The following is an 11,762-nucleotide window of genomic DNA, read 5'->3' on the forward strand; positions in this document are numbered from 1 at the left end:
AAGCGCGTTGCCGAGATTTATCCCGGTTTGGTCAAGAAGCGTATCGATATGGATACAAGCCACTGCACGCATTGCACGTCGGGCCGGCAACAGGGCGAGTCGGGCTCGCCCTGTTGCTGTCAGGGTCAGGCGATGTCTTCGGCCGGCGTGTCCAGGCCCATCGCATGCAGGCGCGAGTAGTAGCCGTTTTGCGCCAGCAGCTGCGCGTGGGTACCTCGCTCGACAATCTGGCCCTGATCCATCACCAGGATCAGGTCAGCCTTCTCGATGGTCGACAAGCGGTGAGCGATGACCAACGTGGTACGACCTTTCATGACCTGATCCAGCGCCGCCTGAATATGGCGTTCGGATTCGGTGTCGAGTGCCGAGGTCGCCTCGTCGAGGATCAGCAGCGGCGCGTTTTTCAACAGTGCCCGGGCGATTGCCAGACGCTGACGCTGGCCACCGGACAGCAGCACGCCATTTTCACCGACCTGAGTATCGAGGCCTTCGGGCATCTGCGAAATGAAGTCCATTGCGAACGCATCCGTGGCGGCCTTCTCGATGTCGGCACGGGGTGCGCCGGCCAGGTCACCGTAAGCGATGTTGTTGGCGATGGTGTCGTTGAACAGGGTGACATGCTGCGTGACCTGCGCCACGTGCCGACGCAGGTTGCGCAGGCGATAGTCTTCGATCTCGATATCATCGAGCAGGATTTCGCCAACATCGTGATGATAGAAACGCGGAATCAGGCTGGCCAGGGTCGACTTGCCGCTGCCCGAGCGGCCAACCAAGGCAATCATCTGCCCCGGCGCTGCCGAGAAATTGATGTTCTTCAATACTTCACGGTCAGTTCCCGGATACGTGAAGCTGAGGTTGCGCACTTGCAGGTGGCCATTGACGCGATCACGCTCGACCGTGCCGTTATCGACTTCAGGCTCGACGTCCAGTTGCTCGAAAATGCTTTCGGCACCGGCAACGCCTTTCTGGATGGTCGAACTGACTTCCGAAAGCTGCCGGATCGGCTTCGGTAACAGACCCGCAGCGGTGATGTAGGCCACCAGATCACCCGCGGTGGCGTCACCGCGCAGGAACAGCACCAGGAACATCAACACGGCCATGGCGGTGTAGATCACCAGTTGCAGCATGGGCGTATAGACCGCACCGGTCTTGGTCATGCGCAATTGCTTGTCGGTGTTGCCCTGGCTGGCGGCGGCAAAGCGCTGCTCTTCGTAGCTTTCGCCACCGAAGCTGCGTACCACGCGATAGCCCTGAATGGTCTCGGAAGCCACGTGCGTCACGTCGCCCATCGCCACCTGGATCTTCTTGCTTTGCTTGCGAAATTTCTTGCTGGTATTGCCCACCATCAGTGCAATCAGTGGCAGGATGGCCAGCATCACCAGGGTCAGCTTCCAGTTCATCCACAGCAAATAGGCAAACAGGAAGACCACGGTCAGGCCTTCGCGGATCACCACCTTGATGGCATCCGTGGCCGCACCGGTCACCATCGTCACGTTGAACGTGATGCGCGAGATCAGATGCCCGGAATTATGGGTGTCGAAATAGCGGTTAGGCAGCACCAGCAGCTTGTTGAACAACTCGACGCGCAGGTCATGCACCAGCCCCAACGATACTTTCGCCAGATAGTAGTTACCGAGAAACGAACCCAGGCCTTGCCACGCCGCGATCAGGATGATCAGCAACGGCACGGCCATCAGCAGTTGCAGATCCTTCAGATAAGGAACGGTAGGGAACAGCACCGCTTCAGGATTGCTCAGGCCATCGACGAAATACTTGAGAATCCCGGCCAGCATCGGCTGCGTGGACGCAAAGATCACGAAACCCACGATACTCAGCAGGAAGAGACCCACGTAGGGTTTCACGTAACCCAACAGCCGAAGGTAGATTTTCAGGCTGGAATCCTGTCCCGCTTTGGGCGGTGCGTCAGTCATCGTAGAGCTCACTGATTAGGTAGAACGCGAAATTTTATCACAGGCGTCGGAATTGACCCGCGCCCACACCAAAAGACTGGCCAGACCTACGGGCAACCAGCTTATAAACCATTCGGGTCTCGGTGTCCCGGACAGGCTGGCAGCGTCGAACTGCATCGCCAGCGTCGAGAACAGCCAGATGCCAATGATTCCCTTGGCATAAAGCGTCTCCCGGGCTTTCCAGGCCTCGTACAACACCGCAAGCCAGATCGAACACCATAACAGCAGCCCTGGCAGCCCCAATTCGATGGTCACATGGGTAAACAAGTTGTGCGTATGATCAAAGTACAGATCTGAAGCGAACACGCGGTAATCGCCGCCGAGCCCCAAGCCAAGCCATGGATGCTCACCGATCATCTGCAAACTGGCCATCAGGATCTGCGGACGATAAGACACACCGCGCGCCACAACGAAGGATTCGAAAAACCAGACCGCCAGCACTGCCACGATCAATGCTACCGCTGCGATGGTGCGACTGCGTCGGTCACCGCTCCACACGGGCATGGCAAGTATCGTGAAAAACAATGCCAATCCGGCACCGCGGCTCTGGCTAAGTAGCACAAATGCGGAAAGCAGGCCCAGAGCAACCGCCCAGACCCATTGCAGCCTGCGGTTGTTCGGAGGCCAGAAAGCCAGCCAGACCGCTGCCAACCCAATGACATAGCCCCCCAGAATCGGATGAGACAACTCACCCAACCCTTGAAGTCGCGCAGTCCAGTCGTTTCCCTCAACGCCATAAAACCTGACGATCGCTACCAGCGCCGTCGCTGCCAACCCCAGGCCTCCCCATTGCATGATGCGGATCACACGCTCAGGCCGCCCATTGGCAAATATCGGAAAGAACAACAGGAACACCACGATATAGAGCAATCGCTTCGCCTCGCGAGCGACATCCGGTGTGTTCGTCCAGGCAAGACTGATCAGTGACCAGACCAGAAGCCCGAGCATCGGCAGGTAGACCCAGCGTTGCGCATGGAACAATTCCCGGAGCCGGGCACGTGCTGCCCAGGAAAACAATACCGCTGGCAACCAGACCAATGCGACCAGTCCTTGCTGGTAAATCTTGTTCGTAGGCGCAACGGCGATGGCCAACAAAAACCACAAAAGACCTATTGTCATCCATACTTGCGCCCAGCGTTTTTCTTGCATCAAATTACCCCTGAGAAAAATCACCCACCCCACCCGGCATGGTTAAAGCTGAAACTTTTCGGCATCATTGCCCGCCACGACACCCCGTATTCCAACAAGGCTTCTACGATGCAATGTTCCCGGCTTTCGCAAGCCGCTCTAAATCAGATGATTGAAGGCGCCAGAGTACTGGAAGCCGACAGCTTTGGGCCGAAAGTCTACCTGTTGCAGAATGGGAATATTCTGAAACTGTTCCGCCGCAAGCGTATTTTTTCATCCGCGCTGTTTCGTCCCTACTCGAAACGCTTCATAGACAATGCCATCGAACTGCAAAAGCTCGGTGTGCCGACCTTGCAGGTCCTGCAGTACTACCGACTGCAAACCCCGGGCATGACAGCAGTGCTTTACCAGCCTCTGCCAGGAGAGACCCTGCGCCAGATCGCCAGCAAGGAAGGCTTCACGTGGCCGCAGGCCCTGCCAGACCTGGTCGGACTGATACAAAGTCTTCATAAGTCAGGGATCTACTTCCGGTCACTGCATCTGGGCAACATCGTGGTCACACCCGATAACCGCATGGGCCTCATTGATGTAGCGGACATGCGCTTTCTACGGGCGCCGTTGCCCCGCCATTTGATCAAGCGAAACCTGCAGCACTTCGCGCGCTATATTGCACGCGAGAACCTGAACGACAGCTTTCCGATGCAAGCACTCGAACAGGCATTGCTGCCGTCATGAAAGCAACACCCGGGAAGTCTGGCTGAAGCTCAGCCAGGCTTGATCCGGGGCAAGTGCCTGGTACTGATCGGCGGCGATCGTCTGGGCAGAGACGCTGAACGCTCGCACAATGGCGTCGCGCCAGGCACTCACATCCTCGACCGGGGCGTACCAGCCGGCATCGCCCAGTTGCTCACGGAACACGTCCAGTTCGCTGGCGATTACCGGAACGCCCGCCATCACCGCTTCCTGCATGATGAGTCCCAGGCCTTCGCTCAGTGAGGGCATCGCGACCCAGTCGAATGCACAATAGAGTTGCGCCACGTCGTTGACGTGGCCTGGCAGCAACACCCTGTCGCGCACCCCTAGCGCATCGATTCGCGCTTCCAGCTCGGCACGTGTCGTACCCTCTCCAACAATCACCAGTCGCAGATCCGGTCGTTCATGCAATGCCGCCGCAAAGGCATCGAGCAGGCAACCAAAACCTTTTCCCACGACCAGCCGTCCGACGGCACCCAGCACCGGTGTGTTATCCACAGGCAGCCCCAAACGCGCGCGCGCCTGCTCGCGCGGCAGCAGCGCCGAACGGAAGGCCACAGGGTCGAAGGCGCTGCGCAGCGTCATGACCGGCACTTGCAGGTCCTGGCTCAACGAAGTGGCGAGGGTTTGCGACACCGCGACCACCGTCAGCCGGGAGGCCGCAAAGCGCTTAAAGAGCGCCCGATCTGTCGCGTGAACCCGCGTCGAGCCGTGAAAAACCACCACTGCGCGCAGATGCGGCAATGCCTCGAGCACCGGCAACAATGCACGTGCCACGCCCAGACCATCGAGCAACAGTACGTGTACATCGCTTTCCTGGAGGGCACGCTGAAACCTGTGGCGCATCCACGGCCTGGTCAGTCGCCAGAAATGTCGCCCCTTCAACCGGGCAGAGGACAACTCCCACTCCCGTACCTCACCGACTTCTACCCCGCTGTCGGACGCATGCCCCTGAAGCAGCCAGGTTTCAATCGGTACGCTGGACGGAGCCTGAGACAATATCTGTTGGTGAACCTTATGAGTCGAAGCAAACGGAGCACCGCTGGCCCACATGACGTTAAGAATGCCCATAGCTGTCAAATGCCCAACCTCAGGCGGATTTTTTCCAGCAGGCTCAACGGTGCGCGAGCACCCAAAGCAGGCTTGAGCTCCTCAACGATCCGCTGACCGATGCGCGCAAAACTGAACTGGCTGACCGCCAGTTCACGACCATTTCGGGCGATACGCTGTGCCAGTTCCGGGTCACCGCGCAATACCGCCAGCTTTTCCTGAAGCTGCGCGATGCTCTGGTAGAACACAATGTTGTGCATATCCTGAAGCCCCAGCGCCTGGTTTTCCGCCTCGCCCTGATCATAAGCGAGCAATACGCAACCGCAGGCCATGGCCTCGAAATTCTTGATCATGAACTCGCCCATGCCGACATCGGCGCTGACGAAAAAGCGGATTCGGTTGAGTGTATCGCGGTACTCCTCACCGGATTTCGTGCGAGTGACCACCAGGGGTTCAACGAGGGCCAACTCATCGAGCAGGGCCTTGCGTCCGCTGTAGGCGACACTGTTGGTGCTGCCGACAAAAGCCAGTTCGATATCCCGTTCGCGGCCTTGATCCTCAAGTTGCGTCTGGTCGTAACCCTTGGGCACGAACACCGCATCGAACCCCTCGGCACGCAAGCGTTCGGTGACAACGAAACCGGAACTGATGATTCGCGCCCACGGCAGCTGGCGGTAATGCGCGCTGAACTTACCGGTGTACTTGCAAGGAATGTAGTTCTGGTAAGCATCGTGTTCGAGAATGACCAGGTTGGGAATCGTGCGGATAAACCCGACCTGACGGATTTCCTGTTTGAAGCGCAGGAAAAACACGATGCGGTCATAGCGCGAAACATCGACTTCGCGCCGAAAATAGCTGCGCAGGTTGCGCTGTTCATTGCTGCTCAGCCACCGCAGGTCGCATTCGCAATGAGCCGCCACGCCGTCATACAAACGGTCCAAGATGGCACGTTGATCTTTCTGCACCAGAAATAGAACTTTCATCGTCTTCCTTGCCGCAACAGGCAAACCGAGCAACACCTGACACCCTTCCTGCTCGCAGCAGGCGGACTTCAGGCCCGTAACACTTTACAAATGCCAGAACAGCTCATGGCGACGCACAGTTTTGCGAAAAAATTCGTTCTCGCCGTAAGGCGAACCGGAGCGCCCGGCCAGCAGTCGCTGTAACCCGCGGCGCAACCGTCGTTTGAACGGGGCCCGGGGCTGCAAGTCATGCATCATCCCCAGTGCCATGGCCTTGTCCCGTTGCTGTGCCTGAGCCAGCAAAAGGCAGTAAGGCTGCAACAACGTGGCCGGATCGAACACCGGTGGAAGCGTCACACCGGCACCGCTATCGCCCATCGGCCAACGATCGTTGTCATGCAGATGATTGGCGTAACCGAGCAGCGTCGGCTGCCAGTCGAGTCCGTTCAAGGCTTCGAGCACTGCTGCGTGAGCACAAATATGATCCGGGTGCGGATCCAGAGTCGGGTGTGGCAGCACGATCACTTCAGGCTGTGCCCGCAGCAGCAGCTCACGCAGGTCGGCCAACAGGTTGTTCCAGGTAGGCGCACCGTCGGCATCGCCAGGCAAGGAAAACGGGTTCAACTGGCGAAACAATCGGGTGTCGCTCAAGTCCGCTTCACGCGAGCCTGCCGGCTGAGCAGGCGAGGCTTGCATGGCCGCCAGTTGCAAGCAGAAATAACCCAACTGCACGCAACGGCTTTCAGGCACTCCGGCCCAACGCGGCACCGCAATACTATCCCAGGCACGCAAACGACCTTTGAGTCGCGCGGCCTCGACTTTGCCCAAACCCATTTGCTGATAGTGTTCGGCTTCGATTTCACCGGCAGTCAGTGTGACGACCCAGGTTTCATCGGCCTGGCTGTACAAGCCATAGGCCGCCAATTCCGCATCATCGGCATGGGGCGCGATGACCATCACCCGCTGACGCCGGTAATCCGGATGTTCGAAAGCCCACAGCACAGGCTCGCCGAGCAATCGGCAAAAACGCCCGCGCAGACGCAACTCCCCTCGTGACAGCACTTGCGCCTGACCACTGAGATTGAGGTAACGCAGGCCGTTCACACCACGCTCGAAGGTTTGTCGGTCCGGGCTTTCGCCCCCGGACAACTCGACCACCGGATCGAGGAAACGCCCCAGCCATGTGCTTTTGATCCGCAGCGCCAACACCAGCGTTGCGTCGTCGACCAGCATCACACCGTCGTCCAGTCGCAGTCGGTCGCCGTTCAGATGGACCTTGGGTTTTGGTGTGTAGGGTGGGAAGTTGTACTGGTAATCGTCGCTGGGCGAGTAGAACAGATGATCGGCAAACCAGGCTTCGTGGGCAATCCAGCCCAGCACCGCCAGCACCAGTGGCAACCACCAGGCCACCAGCACACCGATGGCGATCAACACCGCCAGGGCGATCAACAGACCGATGCGTTTGTTGCGTCGATGGCGCTTGAGCAGTTGCTGTTTGCGGCTCATGGGCTGACTCATACGGTGTAGACCGGCACGGGGTTGCACCAGCGATCCTTGTATTCCCGGTCGGCGCGACCGAAGGAAAAGCGCAAGGGCTTATCCAGCGCCCGGGCGTGTTCCCAGGCACTTTGGGTGTTGAGAAAACTCAGCACGCTGCCGGGGCTGAACTCGCGGGTTTCAGGGTCGACACCGCCATTGATGTACTCGACGCTGATCCACTGTGGTGTCTCGACGCGGTACACCAGTTGAATGGCGATCGGCGCATCGTTGAGGAAAATCACCGAACCGATCAGCAACTCGCGCAGCAACTCGATGACTTCGGCCATGCGCTCGGCGCCCGTCGCCGGGAAGCCCCAGCGGCGATGGAACAAGTCGCAGTAGATCGCCGCCAGTTCGCTACTGGAAAACTCGGACACCGGCCGCACCGTGCCACCCGCCTCTTCCAGCAAACGCAATTCGCGGCGCTGGTTGTAGCGAAACTTCTTCGACAGCTCTTCGGGCGTACGGGCCATGGCCAGTTGTTCGGTCTGCAACTTGATGCCGGTGAAACGGCTTTCGTTCAGCGCCGACAAGTAACGACCGCGATGACGCAAGGGTGCCAAGGCATCTTCAGCGGCCGGCAAAATGATCTCGGCGTTGCCGAGGTCGAACAGGCCTTTTTTGCCGCGACGCTTGAGCACGTCTTTGGACAAGGCAAGGTCGCGTCCCCAGGTCGGGATCGCTGCCTTGACTTCGCCGTTCTGCTCCCAGGCCAGGTAACGCACCGGGATATCGGCCAACTGCGCCAGACGGTCGACCACCAGCGGATGGGTCGCGACGCTGCCGCCGTAACGTTGCCAGGCCTCGGCGTAAGTCGAGGCATCGACTAGCGACCAGCCACGTTCGCGCCAGCCTTGAAATCGGTTGAGCATCAGCCCCTCGGTGCCAGTTCGATAACGTGTGGCAAATGCCAGAAAGCATCGCGTACCGCGCGGTCGGAGAATCGCTCGCGCAAGCGGTCGAGCATCAGCTCGGCGCATTGGCGACGTTGCTGATCGTCCATCGCGGCCAGATGTTGCAGCCCTTGAGCCAGGTGTTCGGCATCGCCCAGCGGGAACAGAATGCCCACGCCCTCAACCACTTCCTTTGCCCCGCCACACGCGGTGGCGAGCAACGGCACGCCGGCGGCCATGGCTTCGAGCAAGACCATGCCGAACGGCTCGTGATCGGAACTCAGGGCAAACACGTCAAAGGCGCGGAAATAACGTCGCGCTTCCGGCACCTGGCCGAGGAACAGGACGCGATCGCCAATTCCCAACTCGCGGGCCTGGGCCTTGAGATCCTGCTCCAGACGGCCGCTACCGAGAATCACCAACTGACTGTTGGCCGGCAACCCCGGCAGCGCCACGGCAAAACCGTCCAGCAACGTGGCTTGATCCTTGTCCGGATGCAGCCGTCCGACATTGCCGACCACCCAGGCATCCGGCGCCAGCCCGAGAATCTCCCGAGCCTCGCGAGCCGTCACTTGGCTGTCCTGCAAGGTTTGCACATCGATGCGGTTATAGAGCGTCTGAATCCGTGACGCCGACCACTTTGGCAGACAACGGCGCATGTCATCGCGCACCGCATCGGACACCCCGAGCAGACTCAGGCGCTTGCGGAAAATATGCGCGAACAGTTTGCGCGTACCGCGTTTGTAGTCGTCAAACGCGTGATGCACGCCAATCACCGGCAATGAGGTACCGAGCAAGGCGATGTAGATCGGCTTGAAGCGATGGGCGATACAGAAACTGAAATTGCGTGAAGCGGCGATCTTGCGCAGATCGCCGATGGCACCCAGCTTGAGGCCACGAATGGCCTTGGAGCTGTATTCCATGAACAACACTTCGTCGGAAGCGCAACCCGCGGCGACTTCGGCGTCGGCGACCCCGGTGAGAAACACCGTGGTCACGCGATATCCGGTCCCCGCGAACAGGCTGGCATATTGCCGGGCACAGTCCAGAAACGGCCCGTCATAGCCGTGGCAGAACTGCAACACATGGCGTTCAGCCGAGCGTGTCATAGGTGTTCGCGCCCTCTTTGACCACCAGGATGTCTTCCATGATCAGATACTGTAGGTCCGAACCGAAGAACATGTTCAATGCATCGGTCGGCGAGCAGATCATCGGTTCGCCACGACGGTTGAGCGAGGTGTTCAGCGACACGCCATTGCCGGTCAGCACTTCCAGCGCCTTCATCATGTCGTAGTAGCGCGGGTTGTATTCGCGCTTGAGCACCTGGGCGCGGGAAGTGCCGTCTTCGTGGACGACTTCCGGCACGCGGGTTTTCCACTCTTCCGCCACTTCGAAAGTGAAGGTCATGAACGGCGCCGGATGATCGATCTTGATCATCTGTGGCGCGACGGTGTCGAGCATCGACGGGCAGAAAGGCCTCCAGCGCTCGCGGAACTTGATCTGGTGGTTGATGCGGTCAGCCACGCCGGGAATGCTCGGGCAACCGATGATCGAACGACCGCCCAGTGCGCGCGGACCGAACTCCATGCGGCCCTGGAACCAGGCCACCGGATTACCATCGACCATGATCTTGGCGATCTGCTCCGGCATGTTGTCGAGCTTGCGCCAAGTCGGCTTGTTCTCGTGACGGGCGCACGCGGCAATCACATCTTCGTTGCTGTACGACGGGCCGAGGTAGACGTGCTCCATCTTCTCGACCGGTACGCCACGGGCGTGAGACACATAGGCAGCAGCGCCGACGGCGGTGCCAGCGTCACCGGACGCAGGTTGTACGAACAGCTCCTTGACGTCGTCGCGGGCAATGATTTTCTGGTTCAGCTTGACGTTCAACGCACAGCCACCGGCATAGGCCAGCTTGCCGGTTTCCTTGAGCACGTCGCCCAGGTAGTGGTCGATCATCTGCAGCGAAATTTTTTCGAACAGCGCTTGAATGCTGGCGGCGTAGTGGATGTACGGCTCGTCGGCGATGTCGCCTTCGCGCTTCGGACCCAGCCACTCGATCAGCTTCGGCGAGAAGTAGTAACCCTTGCCCTTCTCTTTATAGCGACGCAGGCCGATAACGTTGGCGTAGTCGGTGTTGATCACCAGCTCGCCGTTTTCGAAAGAGGCCAGGCGCGAGAAATCGTACTTGCTGGCGTCGCCGTACGGCGCCATGCCCATGACCTTGAACTCACCGTCGAGCATGTCGAAACCGAGGAACTCGGTGATCGCGCCGTAAAGGCCGCCGAGGGAGTCCGGATCGAAGAATTCCTTGATCTTGTGGATCTTGCCGTTTTCGCCATAACCGAAGAAGGTCGTGGCGTACTCACCCTTGCCGTCGATGCCCAGGATCGCGGTTTTTTCTTTGAAGCCGGAGCAGTGATAAGCGCTGGAGGCATGAGCCAGGTGGTGCTCGACCGGCTCGATCTTGATCTTCTTCGGATCAAAACCCAGTTGTTCCAGGCACCAGACGATCTTGTTGCGATAGCGCTTGTAGCGACGGTTGCCCATCAGGATCGCGTCGAGTGCACGATCCGGGGCGTACCAATAACGCTTGGCGTACTGCCAGCGGGCCTTGCCGAACAGGCTGATCGGAGCGAACGGGATCGCTACCACGTCAACGTCGGAAGGCTTGATGCCGGCCTGTTCCAGGCAGAACTTCGCCGATTCGTAGGGCATGCGGTTCTTTGCATGTTTATCGCGCACAAAGCGCTCTTCTTCAGCCGCCGCGACCAGCTTGCCGTCGATGTACAAGGCTGCGGAAGGATCATGGCTAAGGGCGCCGGACAGGCCAAGAATCGTCAATGCCACAGGGGTCTAGCCTCTTTAGTCTGCGTGCAGGCGCAATGCGCCTCAAAAATTTATGTGCCCTCGCAGGGGGCGAGAGACAGCTAAAGGGCGGGATTATAGCGTAAAAGCAGCGGCAAACCTCTAGCGGCTAGCGGCATGCTTTTTCGGCCATGACCTTGCCGGTGTTTATCCGCGAGAAGATCGCCAGTAGATAAGGATGTTGCCGTCCACGCCCTGCCGGTAAATCGTGTACGGCAAGACAACCGTGTCCAAAGCACCGGACAAGGTCAGGTCCAGCAATACAAGTGGTACGAGGATACCCGTGGGATCGGGCGGTGCATTCAACACACAGAAATCATAGGAGAGGCCGCTGTAAATCCTGGGAATGGACTGACAATAGGTTTTTTGCCTTCGCAGCCCCTGAGCCGCCTCGGCATCATCCTGCAATACCGTTACGGCGGTTCCGCAGCCGGTCAAAGCCAGCAAGATAGCGCCCGATGCAACTGCCATTTTCATTGTCAAAGTCTGCCCTCCGAGAACGTCAGGGCAAACTAGCATCGGGGCGATTCGGGCCACAGTTCATGGCTTCCCAAGATCGCGTAGGACGGTTCACAAGAACTTGTCCCAAATCTTCGCTG

Annotated in this window: 10 protein-coding genes; 1 reads left to right on the forward strand and 9 read right to left on the reverse strand. The window is 59.0% G+C overall.

Annotation, left to right across the window (positions count from 1 at the left end; genetic code table 11):
• Positions 1 to 125: 125 nt before the first annotated feature.
• Together msbA and ACNYC6_RS11085 are read right to left on the reverse strand one after the other, a co-directional pair.
• Positions 126 to 1,931: a lipid A export permease/ATP-binding protein MsbA gene (gene msbA, locus ACNYC6_RS11080; protein ID WP_419712334.1), complete on the reverse strand. Its 1,806-nt coding sequence runs from the start codon at positions 1,929 to 1,931 to the stop codon at positions 126 to 128.
• 15 nt (positions 1,932 to 1,946) lie between these two features.
• Positions 1,947 to 3,119, reverse strand: a complete 1,173-nt coding sequence (locus tag ACNYC6_RS11085; RefSeq protein ID WP_419712335.1) for an O-antigen ligase family protein — start codon at positions 3,117 to 3,119, stop codon at positions 1,947 to 1,949.
• 108 nt (positions 3,120 to 3,227) lie between these two features.
• Here ACNYC6_RS11085 and ACNYC6_RS11090 point away from each other — a divergent pair, with 108 nt between their 5' ends.
• On the forward strand, positions 3,228 to 3,833 hold the full coding sequence (locus tag ACNYC6_RS11090) for a toluene tolerance protein (protein ID WP_419712944.1): 606 nt from the start codon (positions 3,228 to 3,230) through the stop codon (positions 3,831 to 3,833).
• Here the strand turns inward: ACNYC6_RS11090 and ACNYC6_RS11095 are convergent.
• From ACNYC6_RS11095 to ACNYC6_RS11125, 7 genes are all read right to left on the reverse strand, one after another.
• Positions 3,828 to 4,922: a glycosyltransferase family 4 protein gene (locus ACNYC6_RS11095; RefSeq protein ID WP_419712336.1), complete on the reverse strand. Its 1,095-nt coding sequence runs from the start codon at positions 4,920 to 4,922 to the stop codon at positions 3,828 to 3,830. The genes ACNYC6_RS11090 and ACNYC6_RS11095 overlap by 6 nt on opposite strands.
• 5 nt (positions 4,923 to 4,927) lie before the next feature.
• Positions 4,928 to 5,884, reverse strand: coding sequence for a glycosyltransferase family protein (locus ACNYC6_RS11100; RefSeq protein WP_419712337.1), 957 nt, complete (start codon positions 5,882 to 5,884; stop codon positions 4,928 to 4,930).
• An 84-nt stretch (positions 5,885 to 5,968) separates the two neighbouring features.
• Positions 5,969 to 7,369: a PIG-L deacetylase family protein gene (locus tag ACNYC6_RS11105; RefSeq protein WP_419712338.1), complete on the reverse strand. Its 1,401-nt coding sequence runs from the start codon at positions 7,367 to 7,369 to the stop codon at positions 5,969 to 5,971.
• An 8-nt stretch (positions 7,370 to 7,377) separates the two neighbouring features.
• On the reverse strand, positions 7,378 to 8,274 hold the full coding sequence (locus tag ACNYC6_RS11110) for an antimicrobial resistance protein Mig-14 (RefSeq protein WP_419712339.1): 897 nt from the start codon (positions 8,272 to 8,274) through the stop codon (positions 7,378 to 7,380).
• Entirely contained in the window at positions 8,274 to 9,404 is a 1,131-nt protein-coding gene (locus ACNYC6_RS11115) for a glycosyltransferase (RefSeq protein WP_419712340.1), read from the reverse strand. Before ACNYC6_RS11115 ends, ACNYC6_RS11110 begins: the two co-directional genes overlap by 1 nt.
• Positions 9,388 to 11,145 (reverse strand): carbamoyltransferase, encoded by a 1,758-nt coding sequence (locus ACNYC6_RS11120; RefSeq protein WP_338584384.1) that lies wholly within the window; start codon positions 11,143 to 11,145, stop codon positions 9,388 to 9,390. The genes ACNYC6_RS11115 and ACNYC6_RS11120 overlap by 17 nt, the downstream gene beginning before the upstream one ends.
• A 165-nt stretch (positions 11,146 to 11,310) precedes the next feature.
• Complete coding sequence (locus tag ACNYC6_RS11125) at positions 11,311 to 11,646, reverse strand: YceK/YidQ family lipoprotein (RefSeq protein ID WP_419712341.1); 336 nt, start codon at positions 11,644 to 11,646, stop codon at positions 11,311 to 11,313.
• Positions 11,647 to 11,762: the final 116 nt, after the last annotated feature.

Origin of the sequence: Pseudomonas sp. NFX224, from assembly GCF_048565165.1 — a bacterium.
GTDB lineage: Bacteria > Pseudomonadota > Gammaproteobacteria > Pseudomonadales > Pseudomonadaceae > Aquipseudomonas.